Below are 20,704 nucleotides of genomic sequence, written 5' to 3'. Positions count from 1 at the left end.
GAGATCGTAAAAACACGTAACAGTACGGTTTACCACTAGCGCTCGATTTTAACCCCATGAATCAATAGATTTCTTGGCGTAATACTGCGTTCACAGAACTCTTCAATCGTAGCTTCATAACCTTGCTCTTGCAGATAGATAGCGCGATCTAAAGCCAGCCATATCTCTAATGGTCGTCTAAAGACTTGTTGAACCAAACTCAGCTTTTCCATTTCCCAGAAAAGCGCTTCGCCTTGAATCAAATAAGAGTCAAAATCAATATCTGAGCCCAGCGATAGCTCTTTCACTTCAGATGCCCAACGGCAGAAAGATTCAAAACCCTCAGCTAACTCTGATTTTTTGATGCTCGGTACAGGAATGTATTCGTCAATGTTAAGTTCAGCCTTAAGCAACTGGCTGAAGCCTAGACGATAGCTCATCTCTAGTTGACGATGTCTTTTTACTCTTTCACCACCAGTAACGGTTTCTTGAAGCGGGATTCTCAAGTCGCTCTTACTTAACGTTAATGCTGAGCTTTTCGCGATAGAAGACATCGCTTGATAGTTTTCGTCTCGAATAAGATGATAACAACAAGGAGAAATAGTGACCGCTGGTAGCCCATGTGACACTGACTTTTTAACTAGCTCAACATGAAGATCACCACAAGCATGAAGGGCCACGGCATGTTGGTACGAATTAAACACGTCATCGGCCTTGTCTGAAAACGCATCTCCTTGAACAAAATCCATCGCTAACTTCTGGTCATCCGCAATCTTTTGTCCGCTTTCGCATAACGATTGCTGCCATTCAAAGCTAGTGACTTTTTGATCCGATTGCTGAGATAGGATTCGACCAAGAAAGCCTTTACCAGAACACCACTCGAGCCACTCTTTGCCATGGTGATGGCATAATGCAGCCTCGCCCATTGCGACAATTTGATGTAGCTTTCGGCCAGGAATACCATCAGCAGTACCACGTGGGAGGTCTAAACCAACCAAAGCAGTGTTATCGAACTGGATGTTTTGGGTAGCAGTTTCTAATTCAGGTAGGAAACGAGTCAGTTCCTCAATCAAAAGCTGAGGCTGCTCTTTTAAGGTTTGAATGCTTTCATTATCTAAGCTTTCTAACCAATCAACGAGTGGACGATTGACCTCTTTCCACGGCTGCTGTTGAGTTTGGCATAGGTGAAAAGGCTCTGAACGCCAGTAAATCTGGTGCTCTAGCAAAAATGAATCGAGTATTTTAAACCGTGAATGCATGCTTCCCCCTATGATGCGTGGATTGTAGGGGTAAGAGGTCGAAATGGAAAGGCCCGATAAAGAAAACGAAAACTAAAAGCCCAAAAGAAAAACGGCCTGCAAATACAGGCCGAATAAGAATCAAAATTTACACGATGAGATTAACGAACTGGCAGTTCGATATCTTTAAACATCTCTTCGATCTCTTCGTTCGATTTCAAAGAAATAGCTTGCTCAACCACAGGGCGAGTTAAGTGCGGTGCAAAACGCTCCATGAAATCAAACATGTAAGAACGCAAGAAGGTGCCTTTTCTAAAACCAATGCTGGTTGTGCTCGCACCAAATAGATGGCTCGCATCAATCGCAACCAAATCAGTATCTTGCTCGTGGTCAATAGCCATACTTGCAATTACACCAACACCAATGCCCATACGAACGTAGGTTTTGATTACGTCTGCATCGGTCGCAGTAAACACAACACGCGGTGTTAAACCTACTTTGTTAAACGCGGTATCAAGCTCAGAACGGCCAGTGAAACCAAATACATAAGTCACGAGAGAGTAAGCCGCAAGATCTTCGATCGTGATATTACGCTTCTGTGCCAGGGGATGATCTTTGGTCACGACGATCGAACGGTTCCAGTGGTAACAAGGCAGCATAATCGCATCTTGGTAAAGGTGTAGCGCTTCCGTTGCAATCGCAAAATTCGCTGTACCTTTAGCGACGGCTTCTGACATTTGGCTTGGCGTACCTTGGTGCATGTGAAGCGATACTTTTGGATAGCGCGCCGTGAAACCTTTAATCACATCAGGCAGTGCATAACGAGCTTGAGTATGAGTCGTTGAAATATTCAATGTACCCATCTCTGGATGTGTGTGTTCACCCGCTACCGCTTTAATGCTTTCAACGCGCGCCAAAATCTCTTGAGAGATACGAATGATATCCTCACCCGCTTGGGTAACCTGCGTTAGATGCTTGCCGCTACGCTCAAAAATCTGAATGCCTAGTTCGTCTTCAAGTAATCTAACTTGCTTACTAATGCCAGGCTGAGATGTGTACAAACTCTCTGCTGTAGCTGAAACATTTAGGTTATGGTTTACAACCTCAACAATGTACTTCAGTTGCTGTAACTTCATATCTAACCTCGTAATCCTTTACTCATTTCTGTGCTAACTTATTTGCAAAGAGAGCGTTATAGTCGCGTGTAATATAATTAATAGTTATAACGCTTCGAACACAAAAATGACAGGAAAATTGAGTTTTTCTAGCTTAACAAACAAAAACATCACTAACGCTTTGCAACCCAACCCTCATTCTCATACATTAGTTGGTAAGTTTTGATTGCCGATTTCGCTCAACAAGAGATAATTAGAAATTGCAATTTACGAGTGCCGATACACAATGGAATCGTGTATCCTCTCCAGTTAGCTATAGAAAATAATAAGCAGACTCAAATATATGAATATTGGTTTAATAATCGTCTTAGTAGCCGTTCTTTTGGTGTTAGTTTTAGGCTACAACATCATGCTTCAATATAAAGTTAAGGTAGAAACAGCGAAGAAACAGGAAGCTTCTCGTTATCTAACCATTATTGACGGTACAGAAGAACTGATTGGCAACGCTCATCACATGCCGTTTAGCCAAGATCTTCTTGTATGCTTAAACAATCGAATTCTTGATGCATTAGAAAACATGTATCAACTCGATCCAAAAAATAAGCAGCTTGCCCAACGCATTGAAAGCGTAAAACAACAAATCACTCAGCTAAAAGAGAACTACAAAGGTGGCGAGAGTACCGCTTTCCGCGTACCAAGTAGTGACAAACAAGCGATCATGATGCTTAAGTTAGTTAAACGCCTGCGTGATACGGTGCGCAACGAGCACAATAAAGGCCGTTTCGAGACTCAAGCTTATGTGGTTGAAAATGCTCGCCTAGAAACAATTCAAATCCGTATTAACATTGAAAATGTTATCAAACGTGCAAACGATTCGATTTCTCGCGGACAACCGGGAACAGCGATTCAGCTATTACGCAAAGGTATTGATGCTTTGGCGACTAAGAACGACTCGTACTCTAATCAAGCCAAAGAAAAGCTTCAACAGATGCTTAACGAGCTTGACCAGAAACGCCAAGACAAAAACGCTCAAGATTTGCAGCAGATGGAATCTAAAGAACGAGAAGACGATATGGATGCCCTCTTCGGTCAAAAGAAGAAATGGTAACAGTCTAACTCAACACTTAAAGGCCGCCTTATTTACATTAAATAGGCGGCCTTTTTTGTAGCTGTTGAATTTCCTTTCTCTGTATAGGGAGATCTCTTGAGCTGTGATAAAATCCCCGCATTATCAACAAACTTTCCCTGACCATGTATCAAGAATTACTCGCTCCAATCCACTCTTTTCTTAAAGCCGAAACGCCAGATTCATGGATAGATGAAGCCAAAAAGCCAGAAAATCTTCACATCATTCTACGCGATCACATGCTGTGTGAACTTAAGGCGGCACAGAGTGCTTTATTCCTTATTCGCAAGTACGCCGTCGATAAAGAAAGCGCGAAGCAACTGAATGAATGGATTTTGCCATACGAGCAATTTGCTTACCGTCGTATCGGAGACTTAGAGTCTCTGCGTGGTAAAAGCAACGTATCCAAGCAAATCACAGCGAAAGAAGGCTGTAATTACGGTGCTGACCTAATCGATAAGATGGTTTTACTGATCAAAGAAGAGCTGCATCACTTCTACCAAGTCATGGAGTTGATGGAGAAGAAAGGCGTGACTTACCAGCCAATCGAGGCGGGTCGTTACGCTAAGGGCTTGATCAAACAAGTTAAGACTTACGAGCCTGATGCTCTGGTTGATAAGCTTATCATCGGTGCGTTTATTGAAGCTCGCTCTTGTGAGCGCTTCGCTAAATTGGCTCCTTTCTTGGAAGAAGACATGGAGAAGTTTTACGTGTCTCTACTTCGTTCAGAAGCTCGCCACTACCAAGATTACCTTGAGCTAGCAGAACAGATCGCAGGGAAAGATATTTCAGAGCGTATTTCGCATTTTGCTCAAGTAGAAGCTGATCTTATCACTTCAGAAGACAGCGACTTCAAATTCCATAGTGGTGCTCCGGTTTAGGCTCCACACAGAACATTCAGTCCAGTTTAGACTAATCCAGACTAAAAAATTAAGGCCAGCAATTTGCTGGCCTTCTTTATTTATATCTCAATCCAAATATAGACTTAAGCAAGCGTACCGTTGATCTCTGCAAGTACAGCAGCAGGGTCTATCGCTTGCGTAATCGGACGACCAATAACAAGGTAGTCTGAACCTGATTCAATCGCTTTAGAAGGCGTCATGATGCGCTTCTGGTCACCAACATCTGCGCCGACAGGACGAATACCTGGAGTAACTAGCTTGAACTCTTGACCAAGTGCACCTTTAAGCAAAGAAGCCTCTTGTGCAGAACATACAACACCGTCTAAGCCAGAGTTTTTCGTTAGAGAAGCCAAGCGCATCACGTGTTGTTGTGGTTCAAGATCCAGACCGATACCCGCTAAGTCAGATTGCTCCATACTGGTGAGTACCGTTACACCGATTAACAGTGGACGATCTTTGCCATAAGGTTCTAAGATTTCGCGAGAAGCCGTCATCATACGCTCACCGCCACTTGCGTGTACGTTCACCATCCAAACACCCAGTTCAGCGGCAGCACGGACTGCTTTTGAACATGTGTTCGGGATGTCGTGGAATTTAAGGTCTAAAAATACTGAGAAACCACGCTTATGTAATTCACGAACAAATTCAGGGCCAAACAGGGTAAACATCTCTTTGCCCACTTTTAGGCGGCAAGATGCTGGGTCAATTCGATCGACAAAGGCTAACGCATCCGCTTGATTATCATAATCCAAGGCTACAATGATTTTTTGGTCATTCATTTCATCTCCTAACGCAGTTAACTTTCTAAAAATTTCTAATCACCTAAGCAGGTGATAAATAACAGTCATAAAAATGCAGCCCGAAAGCTGCAATTAATAATTTGGTCTTAAAGTGACCACAAATCTATTCACCATCAAGCCCACGAATAGGCTTGATCGTCCCCCACCCTTTACATGAAGGGCAGTGCCAATACAAAGAGTGTGTCGAGAAACCACACTGACGACAACGGTAATGAGGCTTAACCTTAAGCTGTTCACCAACCATAGATTGAAGTGTGGTTAAGCTGTCTTTTGCTCGGCCTTCTTCTGCTTCCGCTAGGTGGTAATCGATTAATCGATAAAAACCTTTCATGGTTGGATTTTTAACAAGCTGCTTTGTCAGTAACTCTTGAGCAGAGCCTACATCTTCATGGTGAGCAACCAATTGCGCCAGCATCAGTTCGGCAGATACACCGGCTTTCTTCTGAATACACGCTTTGAGGAACTCGACCAATTGAGCTTCTTGTCCAAGCTTGTGGTAACACTCAGCAAGGGTTGGCAACACCTCACTGATAAAATCGATATCTTGTTCAAGTACCGATTCAAGACAATCAATTGTCTTTTGGTAATCTTCGTTCGCTAAGTGGAACTTCCCTAGTGCGATACTTGCGCGAACACATTTAGGGTCTTCAGAAAGCGCCTTCTTAAAATGCTGAAGCGCTTTAGAACGATTACCATCGGCTTGTTCTTGCATTGCAAGCTCACACCAGAAATGCGCGACTGTGGCACGCATCTTCATTTTTTTCTTGCCGAGCTTAACTAAGATATCTCCGTAATGGATAGCCTTGTTCCACTCACGGGTCTGCTGATAAATAGCCACCAACTGCTGTAAAGCGCCCTCTTTATGGTCAGGTTCTTCTACAAGTTGTTCAAAGATTTTTTCAGCGCGATCAAGGAAGCCAGAGACCATGTAGTCTTTAGCTAATTGTTGCAGTGCGAGATTTTTCTGATCGAGGGTAAGCCCCGAACGAGAGATGAGATTTTGGTGAATACGAATAGCGCGGTCGACTTCGCCTCTTGAGCGGAACAAGTTGCCCAAAGCCAAGTGAGTATCGATGGTTTCATTGTCTACTTGAAGCAGTTCAATAAAGTGATCAACCGCTTTGTCAGATTGATCTGACAGTAATAGGTTCAAACCCGTCACGTATTGACGGGAGATCTGGTGTGATTGCTTTTGTTTTTCTTGCTGAGCGTTACGATTACCCATATACCAGCCATAAGCGGCTGCGATGGGCAAAAGTAAGAACAGTAACTCTAACATCAAATATAGCCTTTAAGCTTTAGTATCAGCAGGGACCTGCTTTGATTGCTTATTGAGTTGCTTCTTCAAGCGATGAATTTTTAGCTGAGACCGCATGTGCATATTACCAAAGACTAACCAAGCAAGGGCGAAGCCTGAAACGAATACAACACCTAATAAACTTGATAGGTGGAAGTCACCTTGCGCTAGCAGATAGTTGAAATTCACAGTTGTTTGGTTTTGAGAGCCTAAAGCCAGTGCAATTAGGAAAAGTGCGATAACGGCGACTATTTTTATAATTTTCATAGTTCATCACTCATTGGTTGGTTAGCTGTACGATTATGCAGGAAAATTACTAATCAGACCACCATATTATGGTCATAAAAAAGCGGCATACATTATAGTATGCCGCTTTTCTTAATTCCGATAAGTAGGCTACATTCCTGAGTTTACTCGTTCACGCAGCTCTTTACCTGGTTTGAAGTGAGGAACGTATTTACCTTCTAACTCAACCTTGTCACCAGTCTTTGGGTTACGTCCAACACGAGGCTCACGATAATGCAGAGAAAAGCTGCCAAAACCGCGAATTTCGATTCGATCACCACTTTCTAGTGTTGAAGCCATATGCTCTAAAATGTCTTTTACAGCGTCTTCAATTTCTTTTGCAGAAAGATGCGTTTGCTCAGCGCACAGTCTCTCAATCAATTCAGACTTAGTCATAGTTACCCTCGTTGGTTTTCTTTTTAGAAATTATAGACCTATCGGAAAAATAAGCAAAAAAAAAGGAGCCTTACGGCTCCTTTCTTGGCTAGATAGCTATAATTCTCTTAATGAGAAGCTATTATTCGCCTTTAGCAGCTTTGAATGCGTCTGCCATTGCGTTACCGAACGCGCCTTCTTCAGACTTGTTCAGTGAAGCCATTGCTTCTTGCTCATCAGCTTCATCTTTAGCTTTGATAGATAGGTTGATTACGCGGTTCTTACGGTCTACACCAGTGAACTTCGCTTCAACGCTGTCGCCAACGCTTAGGATTAGAGATGCATCTTCGATACGGTCGCGAGAAACTTCAGAAGCGCGGATGTAACCTTCAACGCCTTCGATTAGCTCGATAGTAGCGCCTTTCGCGTCAACTGCAGTAACAGTACCGTTTACAAGAACACCTTTCTTGTTGTCAGCAACGTATGCGTTGAACGGGTCGTTTTCCATTTGCTTAACGCCAAGAGAAATACGCTCACGCTCTGCATCTACTGCTAGAACAACAGCAGAGATTTCGTCGCCTTTCTTGTATTCACGTACAGCTTCTTCGCCGGCAGCGTTCCAAGAAATGTCAGATAGGTGTACAAGACCGTCGATACCGCCTTCTAGACCGATGAAGATACCAAAGTCAGTGATAGATTTGATCTTACCAGTAACTTTGTCGCCCTTAGCTTGCATTTCTGCAAATGACTGCCATGGGTTAGCTTTACACTGTTTCAGACCTAGAGAGATACGACGACGTTCTTCGTCGATATCAAGAACCATAACCTCAACTTCGTCGCCAACATTAACAACTTTAGAAGGGTGGATGTTCTTGTTAGTCCAATCCATTTCAGAAACGTGTACTAGACCTTCAACGCCTTCTTCGATTTCAACGAAGCAGCCGTAGTCAGTTAGGTTTGTAACACGACCAGAAAGCTTGTGACCTTCTGGGTAACGCTTAGCGATTGCTACCCATGGATCTTCGCCTAGTTGCTTAAGACCTAGTGAAACACGAGTGCGCTCACGATCGAACTTAAGAACTTTAACTAGGATTTCGTCACCAACGTTAACGATCTCTGATGGGTGCTTAACGCGCTTCCAAGCCATATCTGTGATATGTAGAAGACCGTCAACACCGCCAAGGTCAACGAATGCACCGTAGTCAGTAAGGTTCTTAACGATACCTTTAACTTCAGTACCTTCTTGTAGAGTTTCAAGAAGTTCGTCACGCTCAACACTGTTTTCAGATTCGATAACAGCACGACGAGAAACAACAACGTTGTTACGCTTCTGGTCTAGCTTGATTACTTTGAACTCTAGCTCTTTGTTTTCTAGGTGAGCAGTGTCACGGATAGGACGTACGTCTACTAGAGAACCAGGAAGGAAAGCACGGATACCGTTAAGTTCAACAGTGAAACCGCCTTTAACTTTACCGTTGATGATACCAACAACAGTTTCAGCTTCTTCGCAAGCTTTCTCAAGTACGATCCAAGCTTCGTGACGCTTAGCTTTCTCACGAGAAAGTTGAGTTTCACCGAAACCATCTTCAACAGCGTCTAGAGCTACGTCTACTTCAGCACCAACTTCAACTTCAAGTTCGCCAGCAGCGTTCTTGAATTGTTCAGCAGGGATAGCAGATTCAGACTTAAGACCAGCGTCTACAAGAACGAAACCGTTCTCGATAGCTACTACAGTACCTTTAACGATGCTGCCTTGTTGGAATTCAGTTTCAGATAGAAACTCTTCAAAGAGTTGAGCAAAAGATTCAGTCATTATTTAATCTTCAATAATTAAACGTCCATGGGTATCCTACCGCATGGGGTTGATAAATTCGCCGGTCATCATCCTTGCGACCAACGTTCGTACTAGCTCGGCGAAATTACCCAGCCAGTTTCGATTCAATATAGTGTAGTGCTTTTTCTACTACCTGCTCAATATTCATTGAGGTGGAATCAAGCACTAGAGCATCCTCTGCAGGGCGAAGTGGCGCCACTGGGCGATTACGATCTCGGTCGTCTCGCTCTTGGATCTCGCTCAAAAGGTCGTCAAATTTAACATCTAACCCCTTCTGTTGCAACTGTTTAAGGCGGCGACTCGCACGCTCTTCAGCGCTTGCATCTAAAAATATTTTCGCTTCAGCTTCAGGAAACACAACCGTTCCCATGTCACGACCATCTGCAACCAAACCAGGCGCAGCGCTGAATGCACGTTGACGACGAAGCAGTGCTTCGCGAACGCGAGGTAAAGCAGCAACTTTTGAAGCCGCCATGCCTGTCTCTTCTTTACGAAGTTCACCAGACACATCTTCACCTTCTAGGATAACCTTAACTAAGTCGCCTTCAGCAATAAACTGCACGTCTAAGTGTGTAGCAAGCGGTACTAAAGCATCCTCTGATTCAGTATCCACACCATGGTGAATTGCCGCTAAAGCCAATACGCGATAGATCGCGCCTGAGTCTAGAAGATGAAAGCCTAGCTTATCTGCTAGCAACATACACAGGGTACCTTTACCTGCACCACTTGGTCCATCAACCGTAATCACTGGGCTTTGAGAAGGCATCTTTTACTCCACGTTTTGTCGTAAGTTTTATTCTGTACTAGCGATTCGCCACTACTTTATAGGCGGCATATTATAGAGAAAAATTGGAACTCGAGCGAGGTAAATCTCAGATAATTCCGTGTTGATGATGCATAAACCAATGCAACTATCCCAATATCCGTTTGCTTAGGTCAATAAGACACACACGTGCTTTTCGATAGCGCACTTTTCGGTAGATAGAAAAAAGCCTCGCAATAAGCAAGGCTCAGTGGTGTTCTGTAAACAGCTCAAAGAAGCTTAGCCAATAATAGCTCGAACCGCTTCTAGGTCTTCAGGCGTATCAACACCAGCAGCCGGTGCTTCCGCCGCAACGTCTACGTGGATTTTTTCACCGTACCAAAGTACTCGTAATTGCTCTAGGCACTCAATACGTTCAAGAGTGCTTGGTTCCCAATTAATGTAGGTATTGATAAAACCCGCTCGGTAAGCATAGATACCAATATGACGAAGCAAAGGAGATTCCGCTGCAGTACCGTTGTTCGCGTAAGCATCGCGATCCCAAGGGATGGTTGCTCGGCTAAAATACAAGGCGTAACCGTCTTTATCGGTTACAACTTTAACGGCATTAGGGTTAAACACTTCATCAGCATGAGTAATTTCCACACCTAACGTTGCCATCGGGGCTGTACTGTTAGCAAGATTGTTGGCAACCTGATTAATGATTGAAGGTGGGATAAGTGGCTCATCACCTTGAACATTCACGATAATATGATCATCAGGAATATTCATAACTTCAATCACTTCAGCTAGGCGTTCAGTGCCCGATTCGTGATTCGGTGATGTCATACAAACGGTCGCGCCAAATGCTTTAGCCGCTTTTTCAACTCGAGCGTCGTCGGTAGCGATAATAACGTTATCGGCACCCGCTTTCATTGACTGTTCGTATACCCATTGAATCATCGGCTTTCCACCAATGTCAGCAAGTGGCTTCCCTGGTAAACGGCTCGATTGGTATCTTGCAGGTATAACAACCGTATAAGACATTACTTACCCTCATCCATAGAAACGGTGCGAGCTTCAGGTTCTAAAAGAACAGGAATACCCTCTTTAATTGGGTAAGCAAGGCGATCAATTTTACAAACAAGCTCTTGCTTATCCTTGTCAAAAGTTAGTTTACCTTTACATACAGGGCAAGCAACGATCTCAAGTAGACGGTGATCCATAGTATTCCATAACCTCTTTTATTCTTTTTAAAATTTGCTGTTGCGAATCTTCATCGAACTGCGCAGAAACTGGAAGATACCACCAGTTATCTTGAGCATATTCTTCGCATTTTACAGCGTCTTTTTCTGTCATAATCAGATTCATACCTTTCTTAGCTAAGGCATGAAGTTCATCTTTATCAAAATCTTGATGATCGGCGAAACCCTGTGTGAATACCACATCACCATCAAGATCTTCCAATGTTTTAAAAAAGCGCGGTGGGTGGCCAATACCGGCAAAAGCAACCAGCTTCTGTAATTCAGCCACAGACCTTTTCTGACCAGTCTTTAGGTTAACCGCTTGGCTTGGAAGCAAAGACATCGAGAACTCTCGCCTATGCGCTTTACCGCCATTGTTAACCAAAAAGTCGACTTCATCTAAACGAGATACAGGCTCTCTTAACGGGCCTAAAGGAATTAGGCATTCGCTACCAAAGCGTCTTGCGCCGTCGATAACTGCAAATTCAATGTCGCGTTCAAGCGCGTAATGCTGAAGGCCATCGTCAGTGATAATCACATCAACACCTTTGCTCAGCAATGCTTTCACTGCGTTAGCTCGCACAGGGTCGACTGCGACTGGCGCACCAGTTCGCTTACGAATCAAGCGAGGTTCATCACCCGAATGCTCTGCTGGCGTATTTTCATTCAACACTAACGGATAGCTTGGTGCTTTTGCACCGTAACCACGAGACACAACTCCAGGTTTAAAGCCGTGAGCCTGAAGCATTTCTACTAACCAAATCACAACCGGGGTTTTACCATTTCCACCAGCGGTAATATTGCCCACAACAATAACAGGTAAAGGCGGGCGGTAGGTCTCTTTCTTCCCAGAGAGGTAAGCATCACGACGTTGACCACTAATCAATTTGAACAGCAGACTCAGTGGCCACAATAGCGGCCAGAGAAGATATTTCAACGGGTGATTGTTAAACCAAATCTTTTCGATCACAACAAAACCTAATTTATCCGCTGAACTGAATTCGGTGTAATTGTGCATAAGCACCATCATGCGCGATTAGCTCAGCATGTGCGCCCCTTTCTACAATATGACCATCATCAACCACTAGAATCTCATCAGCTTGCTCGATGGTAGAGAGTCTGTGTGCGATAACTAATACTGTTTTGTCTTTCTGCAGTTCTTCTAGTGCAGATTGAATCGCTCTCTCTGACTCAGTATCCAGTGCAGACGTCGCCTCATCAAGAATCAGCACAGGCGCATCTCTTAATAAAGCACGTGCAATCGCAATACGTTGTCTTTGACCACCAGAAAGGCTTGCGCCATTTTCACCAACAACGGTATCGATGCCATTTTCCATGCCTTCGATAAACTCACTTGCATGAGCAAGCTTAGCCGCGTATTCGATCTGTTCACGTGAATACTGTTCTTCTGCTGCGTAAGCGATGTTGTTCGCGACCGTATCGTTAAACAGATGTACATTTTGAGAAACGAGCGCAAAGTGCTCACGCAGATTTCTCAATTCGTAATCACGAATGTCGTGGCCATCAAGCTCAATTGAACCAGAGTCTACGTCATAAAAACGAGTGAATAGGTTAGCAATGGTACTCTTACCCGAGCCAGATCGCCCAACAAGCGCAACCGTTTTACCTTTCGGTATATTGAAGCTGATCTTATCAAGTGCTGGTTTCTCTGCACCGTCATAAGTAAACGTGACATCTTTAACAGCCACTTCACCCATTACAGTTTCAGGTTTCAACGTCCCTTTGTTTTGCTCGGTATCTAGATCCATCAAGCCAAATAGAGTCGTACTCGCAGCCATACCACGTTGGAATTCAGACGTTACGTTAGTTAACGCCTTTAGCGGACGTAATAGACCAAACATTGCAGAGAAGACAACGGTAAACGTACCGGCAGTAAGCTCGGCTTTAATAGAATCGACACTAGCAAGGAATAGAACAACAACAATCGCAACTGATGCGATCATTTGAATAATCGGGTTAGCGGCCGCTTGAGCAGTGATTAACTTCATGCTTTGTTGGCGCATTTGGTTACTAACTTTATCAAAGCGGTGTTTTTCTAGATCTTGACCACCGTAAGTTAGAACCACTTTATGCCCTTTCAGCATTTGTTCAGCTGAAGAAGCAACGTGACCCATGCTAGTTTGCATGTTCTTAGAGATCTTTCTGAATCGCTTCGATACGATACTGATCGCCCACGCAACCAAAGGCGCTACAGCAAATAACACCAAAGATAACTGCCAACTATTCCAGAACATCAGCGTCAACAAGCCTATAATACTTGCACCTTCACGGACAATACTGACTAACGCTTTACTGGTTGCTGCAGACACTTGCTCTGAATCGTAAGTAATTCGAGATAGCAATGCGCCTGTCTGTTCTTTATCGAAGAAAGAAACAGGCATGTGCATGAAATGGCTGAAAATCTTACGACGAATTTCCATCACCACATTGCCAGAGACCCAACTCAAGCAATAGGTTGAAACAAAGCCACTGACGCCACGAACGAACATCATGGCAAAGATAATAAGTGGAAGTGTACGTAAAAAGTCAGATTCAGCATTACCAAAGCCTTCATCAAGTAACGGCTTTAGTAAGGAAATCATATAGGTATCAGAAACGGCATTTATAATAAGCGCAATTACCGCAACACCTAGGCCGGCCTTATATAATCGAATATAAGTCCAAAGTCTTTTAAATGTGACCCAGGTAGTTTCATCTGTTTGTGTTGACATAGAATCGCTTAATTTTCTCACAATAATCTATCTATTCTACTCCCTTACGGAGCATCTGCCTATACCACTGCCCGCCTTGTTGTTCTCTAATCGCATGATATTGCCAACCTTCTTTGCTAAGAGTGATGGTTATTTGTCCGCTTTCTCCAGTATCTAGCCAAGTACTCCCCGCTTCCTGATAACGTTCAATAACAAACTCACTCGGCATTCCCCACTGGTTGCCTTTGGCAAGAGAAGCTATCGCCAGCTGAGGAGACACCGCCTCAATAAACGACTTAATCGATGACGAATCGCTGCCATGATGCGGAACCAACATAACATCACTCCTTAGCTGTTCTCCTTCACGAGCAAGTAACCACTCACTTACCAGTTCAATATCACCAGTGAGCAACATTGAGAAATCAGCACTATGATCTGAGATCTTGACCACACACGAATGTGGGTTATACGCCCTCTTTACTTGCTTAGGCGGCCACAACACCTCAAAAACAACATCTTGCCAGTTCCAAACCTCTCCAATAGTACATGTTTGAATATTAGACGGGGCTTGAGTGATAGATTGGCGTTCTTGAATAATGTTCTGACTGGTTCTTATCCACTTTGGCGTATAGTTCTCAAGTAATGCCGGATAACCACCAGCATGGTCAGAATCGAAATGACTCACAATCACGCCTTCTAATTCATAAATCCCCCGCTGATTCAAAGTAGGAATCAACAAAGACTCAACAACCGAGCCTCCTGGCCACGCATTGCCAAGATCATAAACAACAATCTGATTGTTCTTTTCCAAGACCAAAGACAACCCATGCCCAACATCCAAGATATCAATAGTTAGTTTGTCTTGCTGGGGTTTGCTGAACTCCCACCACAGCACAAACACTGCAGTTACCAATATCGATAATGTTCGCTTGAAATACCGACTAACAAAGCTCAAAAACAAGATAAGGAATACTGATAATGCAATCGTCTGATTATCGACTTGGATCCAAAATCGCTCAGAGAAAGGAAGACTAAATACGAGAGGCTCAAGCGATAAGTCGACTAACTTCCACAGCTGACTGACCAAATCATTGTCTAGCGCTGTTATACCAACCACGCCAGACACTGACTCCGATATTAAGCTTAGAAACATTGCCAGAAACAACAGCGGGATCGTCACCATCGATACCCAAGGCAAAAGGAACAAGTTGTAGAAAACAGAGACTAAACTGACTCCTTTGAAAAACAACATCGAGGAAGGCGCGATAAGGAATGTCAGCATCAGTTGAAGCTTAATAAGTTGGAGTGCGTAGTCGATAAATGTAAAGCTTGAAGCTGAGCGCTGAGTATTACAGGCGATATAGAAAACAGCGCCCAATGCACCAAAGGACAACCAAAAACTGCTCGACAAAGCTGAAAACGGCCAAATCAGCAGAACCACGCACACACTTAAAGTAACATACCGAAGCAAACTGATATTTTGCCCACGCCACAAGAAATAACTCGCGATAACGCACATCACCAAAGCTCTCAAAGTTGGCAGCGTGAATCCAGCAAACCAACTATAGAAATACGCCAAGCCGAGCCCGAATATTGTAGGTAACCAAAGAAATGAAGGGGAAAGTAACCTTAATATCTTGCCAATCTGATAGCCGATACCAAAGGCAATCCCAATATGCAGCCCCGAAATAGCCATCAAGTGAATCAGGCCACTGCTTTTAAGCATATCCCACCGCTGAGGCGGAATAAGGTCTCGATATCCAAAACTCAAAGCGATAATGAGATCTTGATTTGCCAGCAGACTTAACCTTTCAAGGCTGGCTTCAAACCATTGGGCGCGTAAGTTGGTGCTAGAATGAATTCGGTACTTGGTATCTGCTCTGTAAGTTGCATTGGCAACCACGCCAGCACTAAACAAGTACTTTTCTCGGTCAAAGCCGGCTTCGTTGAGTTTGCCCCATATCGGCTTTATTGAGGCCGATAAATAGACATCATCTCCAAGCGTTAGCTTGAAAGGAGTAAACAAACGCAATTTTATCAATTGAGGAAAGATTAATTTTTCGCCGCCAATTGATCTGACTACTATTACGCTTTCAAAACCGTGGCTATTTTCACTAAAAAGGCTAACAACCGACGCATTTATGGTAGTATTCTGCCCTGATTGGAATAAGCGACTCGTTTGTATTTCAATCGCATTCCCTAGGCAGATAACTAGTATCAATGCTGTTACTGGACCTCTTGCACTCCGGAAAACGCTATACTTTGTTGGTGCTAGCAGTAACAACAGCATCAATGGTGCCCAAACCCAATGTGGCATCACAGGCCAGAAGCTGGCAGACACAACTGTCGCAGCAAATGAAATCAAGAACCAAGTGTTAAACAAGAGAGTAGCTTCCTCCTATGCCAAGAAAGTTTATCAAACGATTTATGCCTGACCATGATCTAATCAAGCGTCAGAAAGCATTGAAAGTTTTTGGCAATGTTTTGTACAACCCCAACTTATGGTGCCTTAATCGTCGCTCTGCGGCTGGCGCGTTTGCTGTTGGGTTATTCATGGCGTTTGTCCCTCTACCAAGTCAAATGATTATGTCTGCAGGCCTTGCTGTCGCATGTGGCGTTAACCTGCCTTTAGCTGTCGCACTTGTTTGGATCAGTAACCCGGTTACCATGCCTGTTCTCTTCTACTTTGCTTATAAAGTCGGGGCGTTTGTTATGCATGTGCCACCGCAAGCCTTCCATTTCGAATTGTCTTGGGACTTCATCTTGGCGCAAATGAGCACTATAGGGCCTCCGTTCTTATTGGGTTGTCTGATTTGTGGCGTGGTTTCAGCAATGATTGGCTACTTTGGTATTCGCGGTTTATGGCGCTACTCAGTAGTAAGAAGTTGGAAGAAGCGACAAGCAAGGCACTGAACGCCATTTCTTGTTATTCAATCTAACCTTGTATGCGCTTCACTTAAAACGTACACAAGTTAAAATCGGATGAGCTACTTACCTCTGCAAGATTGGCATGTAACGAAAGTCGTAAAGAACACGAATTGAATTCAATAAAAAAGGATCCCACAGGGATCCTTTTTTGTATCGACTGAAAACTGACGGCCTGTTATTTAGGCGAATGCTATTTAGAACTCAGCACTGAGGCTGGATTCAACTTCGCCGCGCGTGATGCTGGGTACCATGTCGCCAGTAAACTCAGCACAATCGCAGTGCCGGAAACCACAACAACATCCGTCATATCAAGCTGTGATGGCAAGAAGTCGACAAAATAGATATCACCGGACAAGAACTGGTGATCGACCAACTTTTCAAGTCCTTTGATTAGTGTCGTGAGATTAAGAGCGACTAGCACACCTATTGCACTGCCCACTAAACTGCCTAACACGCCTGAGAATACGCCCTGCCAAACAAAGATGCGCTTCACAAGGCCGTCTGATGCACCCATGGTTCTTAAAATCGCGATCTCTGATGCTCTGTCTTTTACTGCCATCATTAGCGTCGAGACAATATTGAAACAAGCCACACCAATAACCAGTACCATCACCAGATACATGATGGTACGAACGAGTTGGATATCTCGATACAAGAAACCAAACTTCTGCTGCCAGCTTCGTAGATACACATACACATCAAGCTGATTGCCCACTTCACGCACAATAGAGTTCGCGTTCAGCACATCGGTCACTTTCAAAGAAACCCCAGTTACCGCCTCACCTAAGTTTGCGTAGACCTGAGCATCACCAATCGGGATTAGCGCCAAACTGTGATCTATCTGACCATTAAGCGTCAGCAAGCCAACCACTTTCACTCGAACACGTTTTGGTGCCTGAACCTTCACAGAACCGTTTACCGTCGGAATCATCAAAGTCAGATAATCACCGACTTTCGCACCCAGCACATTCGCTACACCAGAACCCAAAATGATCTGTTGTTGCCCTGCCTTAAACTCGCTCCAAGCTTGCTTATCGATAAAACTCGATAGGCTTGATACCTGTTGTTCTAGCTGCGGATCAACGCCGCGAACTTCAATTGCTTTGAGTTCTTTGCCCTTTTCAGCAAGCGCAGTAATTTTCACATAAGGCGCAGCAGCAACGACTTTATCGTGCTTAACCGACTCCTCAATCACGTGCTCCCAACGAGTCACAGGCTCATTCACGCCTTCAAATTCACCATGAGGAATGACAGAAAGTACTCGTGATTGAAGCTCTCGCTCAAAGCCATTCATCGCAGATAAGCCGATAATGATCACCGCGACACCAACCGCAATACCAATGGTCGAAGACAATGAGATGAACGACACCATCTTGTCTCGTTGTTTCGCACGGCTAAATCGGCCGCCTATCAATAGAGATAAAGAGGAAAACACTTAGCTCTCCTCTTTTTCTACGTTGACCAGTAAACCATCTTGCATGTGAAGTTGGCGATCCATCTTACCGGCAAGTTCACCATCGTGAGTCACGACCAAAAAGGCAGTATCGTATTCACGGTTCAGTTCACGCATTAAGTCGTAAATAGACAGTGCGGTGTTATGGTCAAGGTTACCGGTTGGTTCATCCGCCAACACTAGCGCAGGCTTATTCACCAATGCACGAGCAATCGCCACACGTTGCCTCTCGCCACCAGAAAGCTCTGAAGGTCGGTGGTCCACGCGGTGACTCAATCCAACTTTGTCCAACAAACGTTGTGCTTCTTGCTTTGCTTTAGCGGGCTTTTCGCCGCCAATCAATAACGGCATCGCCACGTTTTCTAAAGCTGAAAAGTCAGATAGAAGATGATGGAACTGATACACAAAGCCAAGATGCTGGTTGCGAAGCTTCGCCTGCTTATTCGAACTCAAAGATGCTAAATCTTGACCAAGAAAACTCACACTGCCCGCAGAAGCATCGTCTAATGCGCCTAAGATATGCAGTAAGGTACTTTTGCCCGAGCCAGAGGTACCGATGATTGCTACTAGCTCACCCTTTTCGATGTCAAAGCTGACTCCCTTGAGCACCTCAGTATCTAACGAGCCTTCACGGTACGTTTTACGGATATCATTACATTGAAGAAAATTACTCATAACGAAGGGCCTCAGCAGGTTTCACAGACGATGCACGATAAGAAGGGAATACAGTGGCAATCAGGCTAAGTGCAATAGCCAGAACCACAACAACAGCGATTTGAATTGGGTTAATCAAAATTGGTAACTGTCCACCAAAGGAGAATAGAGCAACGCCCATCGCCTCTAAAATAGTATTAAGGTTCATCGCTAGAGCAACGCCTAACACACCACCAGAGAGCGCACCAATCACGCCACTACTTGCGCCTTGAACCATGAAGATCCCCATGACTTGACCATCAGTCATGCCTTGGGTCTTAAGAATCGCGACTTCAGACTGCTTCTCCATCACCACCATGATAAGTGCTGAGATAATATTGAAAGCAGCAACACCGATGATAAGCCCAAGCATTAAACCCATCATGTTTTTTTCCATACGAACGGCTTGGAATAGCTCACCTCGTTGGTCTCGCCAGTCGCTCCACAACCAACCTTCCGGTAATGGCTGAGTTGATAACTCTGCGACTTCAAACGGGTCTTCAAAAAATAGTCGCCAGCCTGAAATAGTGTCTGATTTATAACGCATCAAACGCCCAGCGTCTTGGATGTCTGTCACCATCAGTTGAGCGTCGATATCAGAACCTGTATTGAAAATACCGGCAACGGTGAAATTTCGTTGGCTTGGAATACGACCTAATGGGGTGTATTGGCTAGCGCTGGTCACCATCAAGCGAACTTTGTCACCCATAGATACCTTCAAATTTCTCGCCAAAGTATGACCGAGGAACAACTGATATTGACCCGCTTTAAGTGAAGACAATCTGCCCGCAATCAAGTGGTTCTGAAGAGGGTCATCTGAATTGGGTTCAATGCCAATTAACAAACCCGCAGATAATTGAGCCGGACTCTGAATCACTGCCTCACTGCGGACAATCGGTTCAACGTGACCATTAAGCGAGATTTGCTCTGCAAAATTAGGCGCTTGGGCAGAAAGAGAGGTGGTGCCACCTTGCTCATAAACCACCGCTTGAGGAAGAACACCAAGAATTCGATCTTTTAACTGCGCTTCGAATCCATTCATTACCGATAAAACAGTAACCAAAGACAGCACACCAATGGTGATACCTGCCGTCGACATATAAGAAACAAAACGGCTAAAGCGATCACCTGAACGGCCTTTCAAATAGCGTAGGCCAACAAACAACGAAATAGGATGAAACATACTTTGAACCATCTAAAGGGGATGCGGGTTAATGTAACGGGTATTGCTGTTACTGTGTAGGGGTTAATTGAAAATATAGAGTGAATTAACTCAATTAGTTAGGCTTGAAAAACAGAACCTTGTCAAATTGCCAAATTTCAAACAACTATTTGAGACTTTCAATTAACTGACCTTGATTACTGCGGCCACATAGCGATAATCAATAGATCACTTCAAGGAACTAACGCATGACAGAACAAGAGTTTTTCACCGTTCACCATAGCCTTACCGCTAATATTGAACCAATGGACAGCGGCTTCACTTTACCCTCTCAAATTCAATTCGAATCTGAGATCCCAGCACCATTTGTGGTGGCAAGTGAATTTAGCCAATTGGATCTGTTAGCTGACAGCGCTCGAGCGGAACTGAAAAACAGCGACTTGAAGAATGTCACCAGTTTATTGGATGCACAAAACTCAAAATTAAACCTCTTGTTGAGCTTTATGTTATCGCAGCAAGATGATGAGAAATTTCGCACTCACACCTATTCATTTGGTGCGAGTCAGTTTTCCTGCTTTTCAAAAGCAGACATCGAACCGGGTCGCTTAGTAAAAGCCAAACTTTTTCTAGAGCACCCAGCTGCAGCCATTTATTGCTACGCAGAAGTATTTGCTAGCGAGGCGAAAGACTCAGGTTTCGAAATCAAATTTAAATACGCTCATCTTCGCGATACCGACCAAGACCTGCTAATTAAAGCGGCACTTTATCAACAACAGAAACTCTTGCGTCAACGCTCTCTAGACCGAGATAACAAGTAAAT

The 20,704-nt window shown here is 44.1% G+C and carries 20 protein-coding genes; 4 read left to right on the top strand and 16 right to left on the bottom strand.

The window, feature by feature from the left end; translation table 11 throughout:
* Positions 1 to 35: 35 nt before the first annotated feature.
* Both AB4371_RS10800 and cysB read right to left on the bottom strand, forming a co-directional pair.
* The gene (locus AB4371_RS10800) at positions 36 to 1,238 is read right to left on the bottom strand and encodes a methyltransferase (protein WP_102393838.1); all 1,203 of its coding nucleotides are present in this window, start codon (positions 1,236 to 1,238) and stop codon (positions 36 to 38) included.
* A gap of 140 nt (positions 1,239 to 1,378) precedes the next feature.
* Positions 1,379 to 2,353, bottom strand: coding sequence for an HTH-type transcriptional regulator CysB (gene cysB, locus AB4371_RS10795; protein WP_017060244.1), 975 nt, complete (start codon positions 2,351 to 2,353; stop codon positions 1,379 to 1,381).
* A gap of 322 nt (positions 2,354 to 2,675) precedes the next feature.
* On the opposite strand from cysB, the gene AB4371_RS10790 reads away from it, so the two are divergent.
* Both AB4371_RS10790 and miaE read left to right on the top strand, forming a co-directional pair.
* Positions 2,676 to 3,440, top strand: a complete 765-nt coding sequence (locus tag AB4371_RS10790; RefSeq protein ID WP_017060243.1) for a hypothetical protein — start codon at positions 2,676 to 2,678, stop codon at positions 3,438 to 3,440.
* Positions 3,441 to 3,583: 143 nt separating this feature from the next.
* A complete protein-coding gene (miaE, locus tag AB4371_RS10785; protein ID WP_017060242.1) occupies positions 3,584 to 4,339 on the top strand; it encodes a tRNA isopentenyl-2-thiomethyl-A-37 hydroxylase MiaE in 756 nt (251 codons plus the stop codon).
* 104 nt (positions 4,340 to 4,443) lie between these two features.
* Here the strand turns inward: miaE and pyrF are convergent, their stop codons facing one another.
* The 11 genes from pyrF to AB4371_RS10730 form a co-directional block, all read right to left on the bottom strand.
* Positions 4,444 to 5,139, bottom strand: coding sequence for an orotidine-5'-phosphate decarboxylase (gene pyrF, locus AB4371_RS10780; RefSeq protein WP_017060241.1), 696 nt, complete (start codon positions 5,137 to 5,139; stop codon positions 4,444 to 4,446).
* Between the two features lie 124 nt (positions 5,140 to 5,263).
* Positions 5,264 to 6,439 (bottom strand): lipopolysaccharide assembly protein LapB, encoded by a 1,176-nt coding sequence (lapB, locus tag AB4371_RS10775; protein WP_372149685.1) that lies wholly within the window; start codon positions 6,437 to 6,439, stop codon positions 5,264 to 5,266.
* A 12-nt stretch (positions 6,440 to 6,451) separates the two neighbouring features.
* Complete coding sequence (locus AB4371_RS10770; protein ID WP_017060239.1) at positions 6,452 to 6,724, bottom strand: LapA family protein; 273 nt, start codon at positions 6,722 to 6,724, stop codon at positions 6,452 to 6,454.
* 129 nt (positions 6,725 to 6,853) lie between these two features.
* Positions 6,854 to 7,138: an integration host factor subunit beta gene (gene ihfB, locus AB4371_RS10765; RefSeq protein ID WP_017060238.1), complete on the bottom strand. Its 285-nt coding sequence runs from the start codon at positions 7,136 to 7,138 to the stop codon at positions 6,854 to 6,856.
* Between the two features lie 121 nt (positions 7,139 to 7,259).
* Positions 7,260 to 8,930, bottom strand: a complete 1,671-nt coding sequence (gene rpsA / locus AB4371_RS10760; protein ID WP_010439921.1) for a 30S ribosomal protein S1 — start codon at positions 8,928 to 8,930, stop codon at positions 7,260 to 7,262.
* 106 nt (positions 8,931 to 9,036) lie between these two features.
* Positions 9,037 to 9,717, bottom strand: a complete 681-nt coding sequence (cmk, locus tag AB4371_RS10755) for a (d)CMP kinase (RefSeq protein ID WP_017060237.1) — start codon at positions 9,715 to 9,717, stop codon at positions 9,037 to 9,039.
* A 276-nt stretch (positions 9,718 to 9,993) separates the two neighbouring features.
* The gene (kdsB, locus tag AB4371_RS10750) at positions 9,994 to 10,740 is read right to left on the bottom strand and encodes a 3-deoxy-manno-octulosonate cytidylyltransferase (protein ID WP_017060236.1); all 747 of its coding nucleotides are present in this window, start codon (positions 10,738 to 10,740) and stop codon (positions 9,994 to 9,996) included.
* Entirely contained in the window at positions 10,740 to 10,919 is a 180-nt protein-coding gene (locus AB4371_RS10745) for a Trm112 family protein (RefSeq protein WP_004736429.1), read from the bottom strand. The genes kdsB and AB4371_RS10745 overlap by 1 nt, the downstream gene beginning before the upstream one ends.
* Positions 10,900 to 11,907: a tetraacyldisaccharide 4'-kinase gene (gene lpxK / locus AB4371_RS10740; protein WP_372149692.1), complete on the bottom strand. Its 1,008-nt coding sequence runs from the start codon at positions 11,905 to 11,907 to the stop codon at positions 10,900 to 10,902. The genes AB4371_RS10745 and lpxK overlap by 20 nt, the downstream gene beginning before the upstream one ends.
* Before the next feature lie 13 nt (positions 11,908 to 11,920).
* On the bottom strand, positions 11,921 to 13,669 hold the full coding sequence (gene msbA / locus AB4371_RS10735; RefSeq protein WP_017060234.1) for a lipid A ABC transporter ATP-binding protein/permease MsbA: 1,749 nt from the start codon (positions 13,667 to 13,669) through the stop codon (positions 11,921 to 11,923).
* 31 nt (positions 13,670 to 13,700) lie between these two features.
* Positions 13,701 to 16,031: a DNA internalization-related competence protein ComEC/Rec2 gene (locus tag AB4371_RS10730; RefSeq protein ID WP_017060233.1), complete on the bottom strand. Its 2,331-nt coding sequence runs from the start codon at positions 16,029 to 16,031 to the stop codon at positions 13,701 to 13,703.
* 17 nt (positions 16,032 to 16,048) lie between these two features.
* Between AB4371_RS10730 and AB4371_RS10725 the strand changes: the two genes are divergently transcribed.
* Complete coding sequence (locus tag AB4371_RS10725; protein ID WP_017060232.1) at positions 16,049 to 16,561, top strand: DUF2062 domain-containing protein; 513 nt, start codon at positions 16,049 to 16,051, stop codon at positions 16,559 to 16,561.
* A gap of 205 nt (positions 16,562 to 16,766) precedes the next feature.
* On the opposite strand, the gene lolE is transcribed toward AB4371_RS10725, so the two are convergent.
* Genes lolE through lolC form a run of 3 tightly spaced genes read right to left on the bottom strand, consistent with a single transcriptional unit; the run spans position 16,767 to position 19,905 of the window.
* Positions 16,767 to 18,011 carry a lipoprotein-releasing ABC transporter permease subunit LolE gene (gene lolE, locus AB4371_RS10720; RefSeq protein ID WP_017072111.1) on the bottom strand — a complete coding sequence of 415 codons (1,245 nt, stop codon included), beginning with the start codon at positions 18,009 to 18,011 and terminating at the stop codon, positions 16,767 to 16,769.
* Positions 18,012 to 18,704 (bottom strand): lipoprotein-releasing ABC transporter ATP-binding protein LolD, encoded by a 693-nt coding sequence (lolD, locus tag AB4371_RS10715; RefSeq protein ID WP_017060230.1) that lies wholly within the window; start codon positions 18,702 to 18,704, stop codon positions 18,012 to 18,014. It abuts the gene before it with no gap.
* Complete coding sequence (gene lolC / locus AB4371_RS10710; RefSeq protein WP_102429154.1) at positions 18,697 to 19,905, bottom strand: lipoprotein-releasing ABC transporter permease subunit LolC; 1,209 nt, start codon at positions 19,903 to 19,905, stop codon at positions 18,697 to 18,699. Before lolC ends, lolD begins: the two co-directional genes overlap by 8 nt.
* Positions 19,906 to 20,132: 227 nt before the next feature.
* Here lolC and AB4371_RS10705 point away from each other — a divergent pair, with 227 nt between their 5' ends.
* Entirely contained in the window at positions 20,133 to 20,702 is a 570-nt protein-coding gene (locus AB4371_RS10705; RefSeq protein WP_017065300.1) for a hypothetical protein, read from the top strand.
* The last annotated feature ends 2 nt before the right edge of the window (positions 20,703 to 20,704 follow it).

It is taken from the genome of Vibrio sp. 10N.261.51.A3, from assembly GCF_041471965.1.
In the GTDB taxonomy this organism is placed as follows: Bacteria; Pseudomonadota; Gammaproteobacteria; order Enterobacterales; family Vibrionaceae; genus Vibrio; species Vibrio crassostreae_C.
This window is presented reverse-complemented; position numbering and strand designations above follow the sequence as displayed.